Below are 18,715 nucleotides of genomic sequence, written 5' to 3' on the forward strand. Positions count from 1 at the left end.
CAATTACCTATCAAACATCGTGGCCTGTTTAGTCGCTTATTCTTATCAAGAGAAAAAACCCGCTCTTAATTTACGCGATGCTGATTTATTGCCCTTAATCAGCAACTCTTAAACCGAACTGAGGTTAATTTAAGAAAGTCGCCCTTAAGTCCCTCAACTCAGGTTGAAATGTTCTTAGAAACATATCTTGCCTGTCGTCTGTAGCAGGCTAACAGCTTTGCATTAAAAAATTCTTATAAGTAGCTTAAGGTGTCCGACAGGTGTATAATTTTAATTGCTTTTCTAACTAAAATAATAACTAGAGGTGTTAGTCAATGGCTACTACAAATCCCACCACCTTATCTCTACGCGTCGATCCGATGATTAAAGAAGGTTTGTGCCGCTTGGCAGAAATAGAACATCGCAGCTTCACCAACATGGTGGAAGTGATGGTTCGTGAGTATTGTAAACAACATAACGTCTTCCTTCCCGAGGAGCAAAGCTTTTTCAGCAGCGAAAGTCAATAACGATAAATACAAAAAATTAATTGCCACCGGAACTGCACTTAAGGGCAAAGCAATTCGTTTATCTTAATGTGCCGTTCCATTCGTTGCTGGTGTAGCCCGATAAAACGATTGGCGCCGATTCGGTCAATCTGATTAGCCACTGAATTGAATTTTCTGGTCGGTTTTGATGATCTCTGCGGGCCGTATCGCATGAATGCTTTTTGAAGCACATCGACGACATATCAAACTGCTATAGTAATCATCAGTTTGACGGCTAATATTTTGCGCTTAGCTCACTCCCACTCAGATACTTAAATGCACGTTGATGGGTTTCGGCCGGCGCTTGCCTTCCAACAAGCTGCCCGCCTTTGCCGACAGGTCTTTTTTCCATGGACTCACCCGACGACTCGGGCGGACACTGTGCTCTTGAGCAATTCATTGATCGTCTTGATGCTTTTTACGGCTGCTATGGCAATCTTGGCTTTTTGAGCACTATAAACATCTGCCGTTTCTTTCACTCATTTTCGCTCTCTGATTTAGCTCAGAGCCTGGCTTAAACTATTGTCCGGCTTTCGGGAAGCATTATAATCAGTACAATTCTCTCTGTTTTCCGATACGAAACAAAGCGTTGGGCCTGTGCTCTGCTACTCTGATGGAGGTATTCAGGTTAATTCCTCCGATCTGCTTTGGGAAGTCAGGCTTTAAAACCTGGGGGCGATTAGAGATTAATCTGGAGAACTTCCACAGCATTCCATATATTTTCGATAAAATCAGTATCCATCTCAGGCAGGCCGTTCTGAATCCATTGAACCAGCACTTTGGCGGTATTGGGGTAAGTGATGCGGACGGCGTGGTCGTCATGCAGCCAATGTTCAATAATAGAGCTATCCATATCATGCATGACATGACCATAGCCAAGTTGCTGTAATGCGGCCGCATTGGAGATTTGTTCCATTTGCGCATGCAGGGGTTTAGCCAGGATTTTTTTGCCCAGTTGTAACGCTTCACTGGCGAGCTCAAACCCGGCATTGCTGAGAATACCGCTGCAATTATACATATCTTTTTGAAATCCTTCATATGACAGCGGATTGCATTGAATATGCGCAAATTTTGATGAAATATCGCCGGGCGAATAAAGGTGAAACTCAAAATTTTTAAAAGGCGATAAAAGCTTGATGACTTCCTGTTGATTTTCAAAAGGAAGATACACGACGATCTTATTTTTCAAAACATTTTGGGGTATTTCAGGAGTATCGATAATAGGAGGTAAAATGGGCTGGCCAAAATGATGCCAGTGTAATCCGACGCTCCTGTCAGCAGGAGCAAAATATTTCATAACCTGCTCAGCAAGAGGATCTGACCCTTCTCTGGGGATTTTATGTCTAAAGGCATATTGATGACCAATACCGAGCACCGTCTTTTTTTGAGTTTTAGCCGCCCAGGCGGTGACCGGCTCAAAATCGCTGATTACCAGATCATAGCCTGCCAAGTCCAGCGATTTTACATCTTTGATAAAGGTAATCGGTTTTACATCACAAGCTGTTTTAAGATAACTGACCTGGCCTTTATTGGTATTGAAAGTCAGACCGGTGCGTAGCTGATAGCCGTTAAATATTTCCATATCAAAATATTTACCGGCAGGGCGGCCGGTAAATTGAAAAGTAACATCGATCCCGGCTGCGAAAAGCGCTTTTGCCATGACCCGCGCGCGGGTAATATGTCCGTTACCGGTACCTTGCACGCCATAAAAAATTCGCATTAAATAATCTGTCCCAAACTAAAAAGTGCTGTCCCAATGCCCAAAAGCATCCCTACCAGGGTATCGCTCGGAAAATGCACACCCAGTATCACTCGTGAGCAACCGACCAGTATTGCCCAGCAATAAAGAATGATTAGTAAAGAAGGAAAAAAATAGCTGAGTAAAGTCGCCATCATAAAAGCGGCCGAAGTATGGCCGGAAGGAAAACTGAATTGATCGGATGGAGTGATAATGCTATGGAAGTTTTTTAACATCGCTTCCGGTCGATTGCGTTTGAAACCGTTTTTTAGAAGAAAATAAATTGGCCTTTCGATGAGAAATGCCAGCAGAACAGTTTGCAGAAGGCGGCTTTCTATTCCCTCACGCAGATATAGCAGGCTTATTATTAACAGATACAGTTGGCCGTCGCCGGTTTTTGACAGATATCGGCTGGTCTGCGTCAGGGCGGAGTGGATTTTGGCATTGATGAGCCAGGAGAACATGAAAACGTCGTATTTATGGATGGAATAGAGCAGTTTCATTTTTTTGTCCTCTTCAGAGAGTGATTCTGCAAAAATCGGCTGCGGCTTTTGCAGAGATGAGAACCGTGGATTTTCCGCTTAATCTTTGTCTTTATGAGTCAGGATCAAGATTAAAACTCTATTGTGACAATAAAATGAACATTTATTTAAGGTTACATGACAATGCCGCTTGATTAAATCAAGCGGCAAGCTTAAGCTGTTTGCGCAGGATCGGAAGGCGGCTCAGGTTTTATCTAATAATTGATGGCTTTTTGCTAATTTCATGGACCGCCTGCCAGCTTTTGTTAAAGCAGGCGATATTGTCAAATTCACTTGCACTCAGCACCCAAATCGCGGCGTGCGTCTTTGCTTTTATAAATCACACTATCGTGAATATCGAGGCAGTTAAATGGCATTGTTGAATCAAACTTTGTCTTCCTGAAGCCTGAAGTCGACATTTATCAGGGCGGGAATTTCATGGGCGCTGACCGGCGGGCTGAAAAAGAAGCCTTGTATGATAGAACAGCCCAGACTATGCATGACTAACGCCTGCTCTCTGGTCTCAACTCCTTCGGCAATCAGGGTATAGTCCAGTGCATTGGCCAGGCTGATGATGGTTCTCAAAAGTAACGGCGTATGAGGATTCTTCAATACGTCGTCAACAAATATTTTATCGATTTTTATGCAATCGAGCGGGAGCTGTTTTAGGGAAGCCAGGCAGGAAAAGCCGGTGCCGAAATCATCTATGGCAATAGTCACTCCCAGATCCCTTAACTGTTTGAATGCATCAATATGGCCTTCGGTTTGAATTGCACTCTCGGTTATTTCGAGCTCCAGATAATGGCCCGGAATACCGTTTTTAATCAGTAAATCCTGAACTGTAACCAATAAAGTAGTATCACGGAAATGATACGGGGAAATATTGACGGCCACTTGAATGAAAGGCAAGCCTTGCTCATGCCAGCGGGAAATTTGTTCGCATACAGTTTTAAGTACCCAGTCGCCGAGTTCTACTATTAAACTTAATTGTTCGGCAAGGCCGATAAAGTCTACAGGCGGAATAATGCCCTGTTCCGGATGTTGCCAGCGCACCAGCGCCTCGATACCGACCATTCGGCCGGTATTCATTGAGATTTGCGGCTGATAGTGAAGGATGAACTGTTTTTTCTCAAAAGCTTCCCGCAGCATTTGCTCTTTTTGCAGCCGATGTATGGCTTGGCTGGCCATGTCCGGCGAATAGAATACATGACGTTGTTTTCCGGACCGTTTTGCCGAATACATCGCCATATCGGCGGCTTTGAGCAGTTCTGTTTCAGAATTTCCATCTCTTGGAAAAATAGCGATGCCAATGCTTACTTTGGGAGTTATATGATGAGAGTCTAACAGTAACGGCTGGTTTATTTTTTGCAGGCATCGGTTAGCGACTTCCCTAACGTTATCATCATCAGCAATATTAACTAAAATTATACAAAATTCATCCCCGCCCAGGCGGGCCGTAAAGTCGATTTCGCGTGCCACAAGCTTCAAGCGTTGGGCAATTGCCTTGAGGAATTCATCGCCGATGTTATGGCCAAAGCTGTCATTTATATCCTTAAACCCGTCCAGATCAAGAAACAGAAAAGCAAATTGCTCGTTGCGGCGAACGGCCGTTTTTATAATATCCTCGATGCGTTCCTGATAGTAGGCTCTGCTGGCCAGTCCGGTCAGATTGTCAAAATAGGCCAGCCGGTGAATTTGCTTTTCCGTTTGTTTTTTATGGGTAATATCCTGCACTGTACCGGTAATTACAGACTTGTTTTTATCGGTAATTTCTTCTATTTCCTGATGCACGAAAATAATATTCGAGGGCGGGATAGGTATTCGATATTCGATAGGCTGAATTGTTTTACTATGCACTGCCGCATTGATAATATGCCTGACCAACTCACGGTCTTCCTGATGAATTAACTGGATATAACTATCCAGGGTACCGGCAAATTTTTCCAGATTAATCCCGCACAGCTTGGCCAGATTTTCTGAAATCTGGAAGCGCTTATGTTGGTTATCCCAGGTCCAGTATCCCAAGCGAGCTATGCGTTGAGCTGCAGCAAGCTGATGCTTGCTGTTTTTGAGTTCGGCCGTGTTTTGGCCAGCCCTTAAAATAAAATATAACCGGTGAATCAGGATTGGATAGTTAATGGGTTTAACGATGAAATCCGTTGCTCCAGCATCGAATGCCCGAGTTATTGAATCCAGATCGCCTAATCCTGTCGACATGATAATAGGTACGTCTGTCATCGCAGGCAGTGTCCGCAATAATTTGCAGGTTTCAAATCCATCGATATCCTCCATCACAGCATCCAGCAAAACCAGATCAGGGAGTTGTTGGTTAATCTTCTCGAAGGCTTGGGAGCTGTTACAGGCTTCATCGACAAAAAAGGAGGCCGCCCGTAGTGTTTCACTGCTAATTAAACGAAAATTAGGATCATCGTCAACTAGCAGAATTCGATTGTTCTGAAAGTCGGTCTTTGGCTTGGTCAACTTTGAAGCACAGGGACTGGTGATTTCCCTGCGTAAGGCACTCATTATCTTAGGCAACTCATAGTCCATAGCCCTCAACAGGATATCGGCGCCATCAGTGTGATGCTGCCGGGCAATGGCTTCAACAGATGCACAATAATCGGCTAAAGTTTGAGCACCCAGATTGGCGCAAGAAGATTTAAAGCTGTGAGCGATTTTTGCCAAGCTTTCAATATCAGGAGCTTTTAAGGCGGCACGCATCGTATCCATTGCTTGCGGTGCAGTGTTCAGAAACAGCTGGATAGCCTTGTTAAGCAAGTTTTCTCCAGTTGAAGCCGTTAAATAGCGTAAATTTTCAAGGGCTGCCGGATTTATTACAGGTTCTGTTTGTGCACAAGCAAGAACGGGATAATTAGGAATGCATTTAGTTAATCCGGCAGGTTTGGCCGCTAGCCATTGTGCTAAAGTATCCTGTAACTCTTTCTTACTAAAAGGTTTACTGATGTATCCATCCATTCCAGCGTTCAGGCATTGTTCGACTATCCCTTTTTGTATGTCAGCTGTCAAGGCAATAATGGGAACATGAGAATGATCAGAACGTGTATGTTCTTGCTGGCGTATTTCAGTTGTTGCCTGAAAACCATCCATATCCGGCATATGACAATCCATCAGGATTAAGTCATACTGCTTATCGGTTGTGGCATGTACCGCTTCTGCGCCATTATTGACCACATGAACCTGACAGCCAATAGCAGAAAGCATACCTAACCCGACTTCCTGATTTATGGGATTATCCTCAGCCATCAGGATATTTCCTTTTAAGGTGCGCTCTTCATTTGAAGACATCTTAAACGGTTTGTTGTGAGTGACCGGCATTGCCAGCAGGCAATTCAGCAATTTTTGCTGGATCAGGGGTTTATTCAGAAAATAGCTGATGCCGTATTGATCGTCTTTATCATTATTCATGATAGTGTCCGAACCTAAAATAGCTACAGACAGCGGAGGTATCCGCGGTTCCGAATTAATAATATGAGCGAGAGTGAAGCCATCCATTTCAGGCATATGCCAGTCAAGCAAGGCAATTCGATAAGGGTCATTCACTCTGGCTGCCTCCACTAACAGGTCCAGCGCCTGTTTCCCGCTTTCTACGCTTTGGCAACGGATGCCCCAGTAGCAAAGCTGGTCATGCAGTAGCGTTCGATGAGTGGAATTGTCATCGACTACAAGGACGGCCAAGCCTTTTAAGGCGCTGATGTCCGGCTTTGAGAAAGCGGGTTGGAGGCTTTGTTCAAGACCCAGACTAAAGAAAAAACGGGAGCCCTTACCCACCTTACTAATCAGCTCAAGTTTACCCCCCATTAATTCCGTCAGCTGTTTGGAAATGGTTAAACCCAGGCCGGTTCCGCCGTAGCGGCGAGTAATGGAGCCATCTATTTGAGTAAAATTTTCGAAGATAGGCTGTTGCTGCTCGGGGGCAATACCCGGCCCGGTATCGAATACTTCAAAGAGCAGGTTTATATGGGAAGCATCTGACTCTCGTTGTTCAAGATAACTGACTTTTAACTGTATTTCCCCCTGCTCAGTAAATTTAATCGCATTGCCAAGCAGGTTTATGAGTACCTGGCGCAGTCTTTCGGCATCACCCCGAACAATTCCGGACAGATCCGGCGGCAAGTTCAGAATCAACTCCAGACCCCTGGTATGGGCCTGATTTGACAATAGTTCAGCTGTTTCTTCGAGCAGGTGGCGCAAATCGAAATCCTTGACTATCAGCTGAAATTTCCCCGATTCAATTTTAGAAAAATCCAGAACATTATTAATAATGCCCAATAAGGATTCAGCTGAACGAAATGCGGTATCAGCCAGCCGTTTCTGGTGCAAGTCAAGCTCGGTATTCAGTAACAGTTCTGTCATCCCCAGAACGCCGTTCATGGGGGTGCGGATTTCATGACTCATGGTCGCCAAAAATTGGCTTTTTGCTTTGTTTGCGGCTTCAGCTTTATGTGCGAGCTGAATGGCCTCATTAGTCTTGGATTGAAGATCATGAGTGCGCTCAGCCACCTGTTCTTCGAGAATTTCACGATGCCTTGAAACTTTTGCCTGATAGGTTGCCAAATCCGATGACATATTATTAAAAGACGCTGCCAACTCGCCAATTTCATCATTTGAAGATAGCACAAGCGCGTTGCCAAAGTTGCCTTTAGAAATGGCTTGAGTAGCTAAAACCAGCTTTTTTATGGGAAAGGTAATGCGTCTTGTTTGCCAAAAAGTCAGAAAGATACCCAGGGCGAGTGTTATCGGAACAATACCTAGAGTCTTCAGCATGAATTCTCGGGAGTCTTGATAAATCCTGTCTTGACTGATACCTAATTGTAGGTAGCCAATTAATTCTTTGGTATTTCTTGGAGCCTCTAAATTGATAAAATCCGTTTCTAAATCAATACCCGATAACTCAGGCCGGATATAAACCGGAGCCATAATATTAATATAGGATTTATTAGTAGCTGGATCAACATAATAGCCGCTTATTAGTTTTTCAGGGCTTTGGTTACTTTCTTTGATAGCTAGCGATGGCGTTTTAGACAAGCCAAGATAATTCCGCTGCGATAGTAGTTGTTTCTGTTTGTTGAATACCAGTAGATAAGCAATGTCCGGACTTTCTTCCAAACCCTGAAGAGATTGATCAATGGCTTTCTGATTTTCTGTATAGACGCCGTATTCTATATTTTTTGACAGCATTTTCGCTGTCTCTTGTCCATGCTTGATATAGTTGCTGAAAGTATTTAATTGATGCTGCCAAATTAAGTAGCTGCCCGTAGCCAGCGTTGTTAACATGATTAAAAAAATAATCAGAAAGTTAAACTTGGAAGCTATAGATTTCATTTTAACTCAGGCCTTAGTTGAAAATTATTTTGGCATTTTTTAGTAAGGCTTCCGGGATTTCCACCCGCATATGTTCGGCGATCTTCTGGTTGATTGTATAGGTAATTTTACGGGGAAATTCCGGAGGCATAGACTGTACAGGGATGCCTTTAAGTATTTTGGCGGCTTGAAGGGCGCATTGTCTCCCTAAATCATCATAGTTCCACGAAAGCGCATATAATGCGCCTGATTTGACCCAATTATCGGAAATACCGATTAATGGTACCCGGTTTCTAAAAGATGCCAGGAGCACTTCTTTTGCTGTTTTAGGAGACATAACGATTTCATCCGGTATGGCTAATAATATTTCAATATTCCTGGCCAGTTGTTCTAGCGCGAAAGGCAATTGTTTCGGCGTATTAACAGGAATAGCGATAAGTTCAAAGCCGGCTTGCTCAGCGGTTTTTCTGACATCTTCAACTATCTTATCATTCTCTTCCCGATTATAGAGGATAGCTACCTTTCTTTGTTCAGGAAAAAACTTTTTTAGCCATTGGAATTGGATATCTAAAGGATAGGTCAGAGTTACTCCTGTGATATTTTTTGCGCCTTTAAACAGATCTTTATTTAAGACCATCGTTGATACAATAGGTAAGGTCAGGATATTCTGCATGGCCAGTTCTGTGGACTCTGCGCCAAGGGTATAAATCAGATCAGGATTGTTGTTCCGCATTGCCGCTAGCAAGGCGTCATGTTTGTTTGTAGCCAGAGAAAGAATTAACAGAGTGAATTTTACATCCAGCTGTGAAGAAAGCTGCTCCTTAAATCCTTTAATCGCTTGTTGATAAGGTTCCTCTGCGGTATTAGTCATGATTAAAACGTGCATGGTTTTTTCTGCGACTGCTTTATCCGGCAATACTGAAAGCACTAGAAGTGCGATCAGCAGCATTAGCTCGTGCGCAAAAAGTTTACAGCGCATCAGTTATTAAAAGTCGAGGCTTGCTTTGATGCGGAAGGTTAAACCATCCTGTTCTATGGCATTTTGCCTGTGCTGTCCGGCGCCGGGGTCAAAATATTGCTCATCAAAAAGGTTATAGACACCCCCTGAAAGCTCAAGGCCTTTAACCCAGTTTTGCGTGAATAAAGTGATATTGCTAATGACATGATCACCCACTTGGCCCCTGGCATTGCCGTTAGCTTCTTTAGGGGGCGTTATTCTGCCGCTCATATAGCGGGTCTCAAAGCCGACAAATATTTTGTCCTGCCATAAAGGCGCGATAAGGTTTAGCTTAACCATGTGTTCCGGGGAATTGGTCAAGCGTTCAGCGGTTGCAGTATTCTTAGTGTCCTGCCAGGAATAACTGATACGCCATTGAAAGCCGTTGTTCAAAAGATTTTCCAATTGAACTTCCAGTCCGTTGGACTCTACATCGCCGGCATTCTGATTTTGTAATAAATCATGAGTTGTTGTTACTAAAGAAATTATGTCGCTTATGTCGGTATGGAAGAGATTGAATTCGGCCCGCAGGTATTCATTAAAATAATGTTCAAGTATCAATTCCTCAGTTTGCAGTTTTTCCGGCTGCAAATTAATACTGGGAATAATTGAAATGCCGGCATCGTTATAGTTCAGCTCATATTGGTTAGGGGCCCTGAAAGCAGTGCCGTAAAGAAGTTTTACTGTTGTGCTTTCCCAAGGATTGTAGATGAGCGCCAGACGGGGATTGGCGGTATTGCCGAAAGTACTGAAATAATCAACACGAACTCCGGCATTCAATGTCAGGTAAGAAGTAATACTGTATTCATCCTGAATAAAGAGCGCCCATTGATACGTACTGGCATCTGAATTTATGTAAGTAGCTCTATCATAGTTAGTTAGAAATTGATCAAAATTATTTTGGTAAACACCTCCGGCTGTTATTCTATGATCATTCCAGAATACTTTAGCAGCTTCCAGTTCGCCATATAACCACTGCCCTCTGACAAGATCTTTATTAACAATAATATCAGGCACATTAGTAGTTGAAACATCAAAAGGAAAGTCGCCTCTGTTGCGATAGTTATTGTAGGAGACTCTGGAGCTTATATTCAATTGGTTAGTAAAGGTATGGCCATATTTAAGCTCCAAAAAGGTGGATTCATCAATAGTATTCTCAGCCGGATGGTTAAATACAGTATTAAAAGAAGCGGTAGGGACATCTTTATTTCGCCTGACATATAAACCTTGAAAGGTGAAATCCCGAAAAGAGACAGTGGCCATCAGCTTCTTTGCCTGTTCCTCATCATTATGCAGGCTGACGCCATTATTCGTGGCCGGCGTATCAAATTCCCTGTAATAACGGCGATTATAGCCCTGGCTGTCGTAAAAAGTTCCGGTTATGAAGGCTTCCAGGCCGTTGCCGAAGCGGTTGCCATAACTTGCACTGGTTTTATAGGTATCGTTAGTGCCGTAGGAAGCCTTAATATTTGCGCCTCTCTGATCCCGTCCGCGCTTGGTGATGACATTAATAACACCCAAAAAAGCACTGGTGCCGTACAGGGAGGAACTGGGGCCCCGGACAATTTCCACCCGTTCAATCATATCAACATCAACCGGGAATCCTTCAGACGTATCCCATGAGTCATAGATATTATCGTTAAACCGGTGTCCGTCTATTAATAATAGCAAACGAGAATTGAAATCTGCCGGCAGGCCGAAGCCGCGTGCCCCGGCAAAGCCATAATTCCGATCGTTAGTGTTATAAAAGCCCTTGAGACTGGCCAAAATTTCGCCAAAGGTTCGATAGCCCCACTTTTTTATTTCGTCTGAAGTAACGATACTGATCGAAGCCGGAGCTTTGGTTATTTTCTGTTCATATTTGGAGGCGCTATAAACTGAAGCAATTTCCTGAAACAGCAGGCTATCTTCTTCAAGCGAAGGGGTCGGGGTTGAATTTTCTTCCGCTGCAAAGGCAGAGGTTTGAAGAGGTAAGCCAATAATGCCGATAATTAAAATAAATAATTTAGAACACTGCATAAGTCTGCTCTTTTTTTCAATGCTGAAATTAATCTCAATATAGTTAAATAATTTCAACTAGGGAAAATCAAAGTCCACCGATATTGAAGGTTAGCAATATTTATAGATGACATGGTCAATGCCTGTTATTAGCATTCCTGGCCGTCGGGATTGTTATACTGTCTGTAGTAATTTGTAATATTTGAAAAGCTGAACTATCTTAAAAATAACCTGGACAAGATTTCGTGTATGGACTTGTAGCATATTTAAGTCATAAAGCTCTACCGCTAAGTTAAAGTATTTTAACCGGCTAGACGCTTTTGCATGCCTTAGCCATTAACTGCATTAAATTTTCAACTTCAGGGGGGGAAGATAAATTCATAATCCGATGAAATAACAGAGCACGCCGGTGGAGCCATTTCTTACAACAGTTTTAATGTTCAATAACCTTAGGGGATAAAGGTTATGTGGCTTTTCTATGCGCTGCTTGGTCCGCCATTTTGTGCTATTGTCCATGTCCTCGACAGTCACTGTGTTGAAAATGTGTTTGATCGGCCCTTTATGGGGGTCATTACAGGCTCCGTCGCTTCATTAGTTATCTTGCTTGCTGTATCCTTTGCGATGCCATTTGCAATATGGCAATTGCCTGGACCGGATGTGGTCGTATTGGCCTTACTGGCAGGCGGTCTTATTCAGCTGAGTCAGGCATTTTACTTCAAGGCCTTGCAGTATAGCGAGGCTGGGATCGTTGCCGCTTACTGGAACCTTATTCCGATTCTCTTGCCACTAACCAGTTATTATTTATTCGACGAGGTTCTCACTCTCTGGCAATATGCCGGCATTGGTATTCTGATTTTTACCTCGGTTTGTTTTTGCCTGCTGGACTCCTGTTTAAAAGGCCGGTGGTATTCCTTCATGCTCATGCTGGCTGCCTGCATGGTTCAGGTCATTACCATGCTTATCCAGAAGACTGTGTTCGAACAGGGAGAATTTTTCATCTGTTTTCTGATTGTTATGATAGGGATTATAGGAAGCGGCGTATTGCCCTTGTTAATTCCCGATATCAGGAAGGCCCTGGGCAACAATATGCCGACTCTTCGTCCCGCAATCCCTATGCTTATAGGCATTGAAGCGGTGAACTGGGTGGCTCTCTATACGGCTCTTCGGGCTGTAGATCTGGGCGAGCCGGCGCTGGTTGCAGCCGTTGAAACGACCATTCCCGGGTATACATTTGCGCTGACATTGCTCCTGGTTGCCACCACAAAACGTTTTGATAACAAGGAGGCGCGTCAGCAGTTGCCACTCAAGCTGGCCCTGGTTGCATTAATGACTGTTGGAGTCTGGCAGGTATCGTAGAACTCGGAGTTAATTAAGGTCGGATTTTTAGATATCCGTCACTTTTTTTCTTTTTCCGTTTCCTCCGATTCCATGATTACGGCTGAATAGCAGGTCATCAAACTTTCCGTGTAGTTGCTATGGGCTTCGGCAAGTTCCTGCGCTGAACCGAAATCGCTGCGTAATTCATCCATTGTCTTTTTAGGGTCTTTGGCTGTGGATAGAGTCAACATCTTGGTATAGTTGCGATAAGCCGTCATTCGCTTGGGGTCAAAAGGAAAGGCGCCGGGCATATTGGCGGAAGTTGTTGCTACGACGCAGTCAGTCATATGTTCAGGAGTTACATGATAGTCCTTAACGTCCTGTTCTTTCTGCATTTGTTCGAATACAGCCTGTTCATACCGGTTCTTATCAGCACACGCTGAGAGTAAGAATGCAGAGAGAAAAATCAGCAGTAGTTTAGTCATGAAAAAATACCGTAGTTAAGGGTTTAAACGGATGTAACGAAACAAAGCATTATACGCTTATTGTTATATCATCGTTTTTTGATTGTAGTGCAAGCCTGCAGGCTGAATTCATGGGTCATAGCCATTAAATTCGCCCCCTGCAGACATTTCTTTCATGGCCTGGGTTATCCAGGCTTCTGCCTCTGCATTGATATCTGCGGCTTTACGTCCCTTGCTTTTAATGACGGGGCCAATTTTAACTTTTATAGTTCCCGGATATTTCAGAAAACTATAGCGCGGCCAGTATATACCCGCATTATGAGCAATGGGGACGACCGGATAGCAGGTTTTTTGAGCTAACATGGCTCCGCCTGCATTAAATTTCCTCGTTTCCCCTGGTGCTGTGCGCGTACCTTCAGGAAATATAATCACCCATAAGCCCTGATTTAAACAGGCTGTTCCCCGAGCCAGCAATAATCGTAAGGCCGCGCGCTGATTTTTCCGGTCTATGGCTATGGGTTTTAATGTTGCCATTGCCCAGCCTAACACCGGCAGCCACAATAAAGATCGCTTTAACAGCACAGTTTGCATTGGCAGTATATGTCTTAAAGCAACGGTTTCCCAGGCAGATTGATGCTTGCTCAATACAATCGTAGGCCGATGCTTGTTAATATTTTTCATGCCTTCGACTTCATAATGAAGGCCGCAAAAAACTTTCGCCGCCCATAAAATGAATGCCGGCCATAAACCCATAATTTTGTAGCGAATATGAAAAGGACAGGGAAGGCATAAAAGAACGAGTCCGCCGATTATCAGCGCAGACAGAATCGAGCAGATCAAGAAAATGCTTGAACCAATAAAAATCCGGATTTTAGTGCCTGGAATTTTATTGTCTGGGTACGAGATAGTGTGCCGCGTCATAGAAATTTTTAAAAACAGGAAAGTCAGATGGGGATGATAAGCCAATGTTTTTTTGCCTTTGCCGGTCTTGACAAGTATCGGATTTGACATTAACAGTTTGGTTCGCATGAATATCACCTAGGGAATCGCCGATAAAAGGCATACTTTTCAGGTTGGCTTTTCTTGCTGCGGCAAAAGATTTCAGTAGACCAGATTTGGATTTCCGACAGCGGCAGCGGCCGCCTTTATAAGCAGTCAAACGATGCATTTTGGCGCTAATTTTATCCACTGAGGCCAGACTGAGCAAGCCGTGCGCAAGCCCCTATTAAGTTGTGATAAAGGCGGCTTTATAACCGTGCTGATTGAACAGGACAATAGCCTCAAGGCTGACCCAAGGGAGCGCCATTCCACGGGTGATTTAATAAATGGGTCGGACTCATGATTAAGAACGCCGCCACATCTATCAGCGTGCATCGATCTATACCTGGCGTTTATGATTGCAGTCTGGAGATATCGGCACAGCTCAGGAATTGTTCCGACAGCATCGACAACAAGGCCAGCCGGTTTGCGCGCAGTTCAGCATCCTCGGTCATGACCATGACGTGATCGAAAAACGCATCAATATCATCCCGTAATTGCGCCAGACGATTAAGCATCGCTGGATAGTCGCGTTGCGCCAGTAATGGCTGGATGTCCTTGTCGGATTGCAAGGCAGCGGCTAAAAGCTGTTTTTCCTGCGCTTCAATCAGCTGGCCCACCTGAGCACCTGGCGCAGTTTCCGATTTTTTAAGAATATTGCGGATGCGTTTGTTGGCTGCTGCCAGACTTTCAGCCTGCGGCAATTGACGGAAAGCTTTAACGGCCTGTAGACGCTGCATAAAGTCCAGCGGTTCTGCCGGCGTCACGGCAATAACGGCGTCAAATTCATCAGCGCTATAGCCCTGATCGAAACAGTAGCCTTTCAGACGGTCAAAAATAAAATCGATAACCTGATCGGATGTTGTTGGCTCATCATCAATGCTTCCGTTTGCATAGCGCTTAACTTCAGAGCCAGATTGACTGGCGCTGGGATTGATCTGATCATTGGCGAAACGTATCAGCTCAACAATATTTATATTGAGTTTATTCTCTATAATCGTTCGCAATATGCCCAGTGCCGCGCGTCTCAAGGCATAAGGATCTTTGTCGCCGGTGGGAATCAGTCCGACTTTAAAAATTCCGACCAGTGTGTCTAGCTTGTCGGCAATGGCAAGAATTTGCCCTGTTGTGCTCGGCGGCGTCGGGCTGCCGGATTGTTTGGGAAAATACTGTTCTTCAAGCGCCCGGGCGACTTCGGCCGGTTCATTGTCGGCCAGTGCATAATAACGCCCCATGATCCCTTGCAAGTTGCCGAATTCGCCGACCATTTCGGTCATCAAGTCAGTTTTGGCCAGCAGGGCCGCACGTTTAGCCAGGTCGATATCAGCGTTAATGTTAGTGGCTATATAAGCCGCGAGATTTTCAACGCGTTCGGTTTTATCAGCCAATGTGCCCAGGTTTTCCTGAAAGATAATGCTGGACAGGCTTAATAAACGCTCTTCCAGGCGTTTTTTTCTATCCTGTTTCCAGAAAAATTCGGCATCGGACAGGCGCGGTGTCACCACGCGTTCATTGCCCTGCCGGATCGACTGCAAATTGCTGCTGTCAATATTGCTGAAGGTGATGAAATGCGGCAACAAACCGCCGACGGCATTTTTAACCGGGAAATATTTCTGATTGGTCTGCATGGTGGTAATCAGCACTTCGGCAGGCAGATCAAGAAAACGCGGATCAAAACTGCCGGTTACCGGTACCGGCCATTCATTCAGGGCGGTAACTTCTTCCAGCAACTCGTCTTCTATATGGGCTATGCCATTAACCGCTAATGCGGCTTTTTGTGCGGCCGCATGGATAATTGATTTTCTTTGTTCAAAATCGGCAATGACTTTGCCCTCTTTGAATAAAGCCTCCGGATAATCTTCCGGCTTGTTGATAGTCAGCTTCTGGGGTGCATGAAAGCGATGGCCTCGCGTTGCTGTTCCGGTTTCAAGTCCCAGAATTTCAGTTTTAATGATGTTGCCGCCATAAAGCAGTACCGCCCAATGTACAGGTCTGACAAATTCTGTACTGAAACTGCCCCAGCGCATTCTTTTAGCGATAGGCAATGCAGCAATGCTGTGTCTAATGATGTCCGGAATTAGATTCTCAGTGGATTGACCTTTAACATTTTGGGTAAAGACCAGCCATTCACCCTTGTCTGTGGTTAATCGTTCCAGTTTGTCGAAAGTCGTGCCGCAGCTGACAGCAAAACCAACAGCAGCTTTGCTGGGCGTGCCGTCTGCTGCAAAAGCAGCCTGCATGGCAGGGCCGCGTTTCTCTATGGTTTTATCCGGTTGCGCTGTAGCCAGGTTTTCAATCACTACGGCTAAGCGTCTGGGCGTAGCATAGGCTTTGCTGGCAGTAAAGCTTAAACCAGCGGCTGTTAAAGCTTCAATTATGTTGCTGCGCAGGGCATTGCTTAGTTTAAGCAATGTTTTGGGCGGCAATTCTTCGCAGCCCAGCTCGAAAAGTAAATGTTTGCCATTTATCATTTTATGCTCCCTGTCCGCTCAACATGGGGAAACCCAACAATTCCCTGCGCTGGTAATAGGCTTCGGCAACGGATTTGGACATGTTTCTGACCCTCAATATATAGCGCTGGCGCTCGGTAACGGAAATCGCATGCCGCGCATCGAGTAAATTAAAGGTGTGCGAAGCTTTCAGCACCATTTCATAGGCAGGTAAAGGCAAGTTCAGCGCAATCAGCTTTTGGCATTCCTTTTCGTAGGTCTCGAAACACTGGAACAGGAATTCAACATTGGCATAATCGAAGTTGTAGGCAGACATCTCCACTTCATTCTGATGAAAAACATCGCCGTAGGTAACTGTGCCGAATGGGCCTTTCGTCCAGACCAGATCAAAAACGCTTTTGACTCCCTGCAAATACATGGCAAGGCGCTCCAGTCCGTAGGTGATTTCGCCGGTAACGGGTCTGCATTCCAAACCGCCGACTTGTTGAAAATAAGTGAACTGGGTCACTTCCATGCCGTTTAGCCAAACTTCCCAGCCCAGGCCCCAGGCGCCCAAAGTGGGTGACTCCCAGTTGTCTTCAACAAAGCGAATGTCGTGTTCGAGCAAGTCAAAACCCAATTGCCGTAGCGAGCCCAGATAGAGTTCCTGGATATTGACAGGGGATGGCTTTAACGCCACCTGGAACTGGTAGTAATGTTGCAGACGGTTGGGATTCTCGCCAAAACGGCCGTCGGTGGGCCGGCGGGACGGCTGGACATAGGCAACGTTCCAGGGTTCGGGACCAATTGAACGCAGGAAAGTGGCAGGATGGAAAGTCCCGGCGCCTACTTCCTGATCCAATGGCTGCAATAAAATACAGCCCTGCTGTGACCAATATTCCTGTAGAGCCAGAATAAGTCCCTGAAAGGTCGATAAATCGTTGTTAATACTCGGCACGGTCGCTACCAGTCTGGCAATAAAAGGCGGCAATTATAGCTCAAATATATTTTTATGGCAGGTTTGGAATAGCCTGTATCAGGAAATAAAACTGGAAGGCCTGGCGCTGAAGAGGCAAGTTTCAGCGCGAAGGACGAAAGATTATTCTGCCGCTTCCTGTTCCTCGTCTTTCTGAATCGCTTGCAGCGATAGCCCGCCGCTCAGTTCGTTTTTTGAAGCGGTTGTTTTTTTAGGAGAGGATGCCGAACCCAGGCCCTCGCTCAAATTGATTTTCAACTTTAGGTTATTTGGTGAATCGGAGTTTTGCAGCGCTTCTTCCAGTGAAATCATGCCTTCTTTAAACAATCTCAACAAATGGCTGTCAAAGGTCTGCATGCCGACATTTTCTGACTTTTCCATGGCTTCCTTAATGCCGTGAATATCCCCTTTCTGGATTAGATCGCGAACCAGTTGCGTACCCAGCAAAATTTCAATGGCGGCCGTGCGCTTGCCGTCAATAGCGGGCACCAGCCTTTGCGAGACAAAAGCTTTCAGATTGAGCGACAAATCCAGTAATAACTGGTTACGGCGTTCTTCCGGAAAGAAGTTGATGATTCTGTCCAGCGCCTGGTTGGAATTATTGGCGTGCAAGGTTGAAAGACATAAATGCCCGGTTTCTGCAAAAGCCAGAGCATGCTCCATGGTTTCCTGAGAACGGATTTCGCCGATTAGAATGACATCGGGAGCCTGACGCAGCGTGTTCTTGAGCGCATCTTCATAACTCATGGTGTCAACCCCGACTTCCCGCTGGTTGACCAGGGATTTTTTATGCGGGTGTATATATTCGATAGGATCTTCAATAGTAATAATATGCCCGGAAGCGTTGCTGTTGCGGTAATCAATGAGTGCCGCAAGTGAGGTCGATTTTCCTGAACCGGTGCCGCCGACAAATAAAATCAGGCCGCGTTTTTCCATAATGGACTTTTTAAGTATGGGCGGCAATCCCAGCTTGTCAGCATTGGGAATCTCCACCTTGATATTGCGGATGACCAGCGCAAAGCTGTTACGCTGTTTGAAGATATTGACCCTGAATCGGCCAATCCCTGGTTCAGAGATAGCCAGATTCATTTCAGGAATATGTTCAAACGCTTTTTGCTGATCTTCGTCCATCAGGCTGTAAGCGATGTCTTTTATTCGAGCCGGCGTCAGCTTAATATTCTCCAACGGTTTCAGGGCGCCTTGAAATTTGGCGGCTGGCGGCGCATCTGCAGTTAAGTAAAGGTCAGAGCCGTCATTTTGAACGAGGATTTTTAAATAGTCTTTGAATTCCATAGTTAATCCGGGATCAGGAATAAATCAGGTCATTCAAGTCTAGGTGATCAACTGTAGAAGTTGAAGCCGGATTGCAAAATAACCGCGTATAATATGAC

General features: G+C 44.9%; 13 protein-coding genes and 1 pseudogene. 3 read left to right on the forward strand and 11 right to left on the reverse strand.

Annotation, left to right across the window (positions count from 1 at the left end):
• Nucleotides 1-112 (forward strand): annotated as a pseudogene (locus HUX64_RS20340) (IS982 family transposase); the annotation flags it as partial.
• Nucleotides 113-314: 202 nt separating this feature from the next.
• Nucleotides 315-506 (forward strand): type II toxin-antitoxin system antitoxin, encoded by a 192-nt coding sequence (locus tag HUX64_RS02795; RefSeq protein ID WP_174624722.1) that lies wholly within the window; start codon nt 315-317, stop codon nt 504-506.
• Nucleotides 507-880: 374 nt separating this feature from the next.
• Here the strand turns inward: HUX64_RS02795 and HUX64_RS20075 are convergent, their stop codons facing one another.
• From HUX64_RS20075 to HUX64_RS02820, 6 genes are all read right to left on the reverse strand, one after another.
• On the reverse strand, nt 881-1,003 hold the full coding sequence (locus HUX64_RS20075; RefSeq protein WP_281355248.1) for a hypothetical protein: 123 nt from the start codon (nt 1,001-1,003) through the stop codon (nt 881-883).
• A gap of 200 nt (nt 1,004-1,203) precedes the next feature.
• Nucleotides 1,204-2,244 carry an MJ1255/VC2487 family glycosyltransferase gene (locus HUX64_RS02800; RefSeq protein ID WP_174624723.1) on the reverse strand — a complete coding sequence of 347 codons (1,041 nt, stop codon included), beginning with the start codon at nt 2,242-2,244 and terminating at the stop codon, nt 1,204-1,206.
• Nucleotides 2,244-2,765: a phosphatase PAP2 family protein gene (locus HUX64_RS02805; protein WP_174624724.1), complete on the reverse strand. Its 522-nt coding sequence runs from the start codon at nt 2,763-2,765 to the stop codon at nt 2,244-2,246. Before HUX64_RS02805 ends, HUX64_RS02800 begins: the two co-directional genes overlap by 1 nt.
• 402 nt (nt 2,766-3,167) lie before the next feature.
• Nucleotides 3,168-8,126: an EAL domain-containing protein gene (locus tag HUX64_RS02810; protein WP_174624725.1), complete on the reverse strand. Its 4,959-nt coding sequence runs from the start codon at nt 8,124-8,126 to the stop codon at nt 3,168-3,170.
• Between the two features lie 13 nt (nt 8,127-8,139).
• A complete protein-coding gene (locus tag HUX64_RS02815; RefSeq protein ID WP_217426416.1) occupies nt 8,140-9,084 on the reverse strand; it encodes an ABC transporter substrate-binding protein in 945 nt (314 codons plus the stop codon).
• A 6-nt stretch (nt 9,085-9,090) separates the two neighbouring features.
• Nucleotides 9,091-11,121 carry a TonB-dependent receptor plug domain-containing protein gene (locus HUX64_RS02820; RefSeq protein ID WP_174624727.1) on the reverse strand — a complete coding sequence of 677 codons (2,031 nt, stop codon included), beginning with the start codon at nt 11,119-11,121 and terminating at the stop codon, nt 9,091-9,093.
• 444 nt (nt 11,122-11,565) lie between these two features.
• Here HUX64_RS02820 and HUX64_RS02825 point away from each other — a divergent pair, with 444 nt between their 5' ends.
• The gene (locus HUX64_RS02825) at nt 11,566-12,456 is read left to right on the forward strand and encodes an EamA family transporter (RefSeq protein ID WP_174624728.1); all 891 of its coding nucleotides are present in this window, start codon (nt 11,566-11,568) and stop codon (nt 12,454-12,456) included.
• Between the two features lie 38 nt (nt 12,457-12,494).
• Here the strand turns inward: HUX64_RS02825 and HUX64_RS02830 are convergent, their stop codons facing one another.
• The 5 genes from HUX64_RS02830 to HUX64_RS02855 form a co-directional block, all read right to left on the reverse strand.
• Nucleotides 12,495-12,902, reverse strand: a complete 408-nt coding sequence (locus HUX64_RS02830) for a hypothetical protein (RefSeq protein WP_174624729.1) — start codon at nt 12,900-12,902, stop codon at nt 12,495-12,497.
• A 108-nt stretch (nt 12,903-13,010) separates the two neighbouring features.
• On the reverse strand, nt 13,011-13,910 hold the full coding sequence (locus HUX64_RS02835; protein ID WP_343034374.1) for a lysophospholipid acyltransferase family protein: 900 nt from the start codon (nt 13,908-13,910) through the stop codon (nt 13,011-13,013).
• A gap of 362 nt (nt 13,911-14,272) precedes the next feature.
• A complete protein-coding gene (gene glyS / locus HUX64_RS02845) occupies nt 14,273-16,390 on the reverse strand; it encodes a glycine--tRNA ligase subunit beta (RefSeq protein ID WP_174624731.1) in 2,118 nt (705 codons plus the stop codon).
• Nucleotide 16,391: 1 nt separating this feature from the next.
• Nucleotides 16,392-17,306 (reverse strand): glycine--tRNA ligase subunit alpha, encoded by a 915-nt coding sequence (glyQ, locus tag HUX64_RS02850; RefSeq protein WP_174624779.1) that lies wholly within the window; start codon nt 17,304-17,306, stop codon nt 16,392-16,394.
• A gap of 141 nt (nt 17,307-17,447) precedes the next feature.
• Nucleotides 17,448-18,617 (reverse strand): PilT/PilU family type 4a pilus ATPase, encoded by a 1,170-nt coding sequence (locus tag HUX64_RS02855; protein WP_174624732.1) that lies wholly within the window; start codon nt 18,615-18,617, stop codon nt 17,448-17,450.
• Nucleotides 18,618-18,715: the final 98 nt, after the last annotated feature.

This window comes from Candidatus Methylobacter favarea (assembly GCF_902806695.1).
GTDB classification, from domain to species: Bacteria; Pseudomonadota; Gammaproteobacteria; order Methylococcales; family Methylomonadaceae; genus Methylobacter_B; species Methylobacter_B favarea.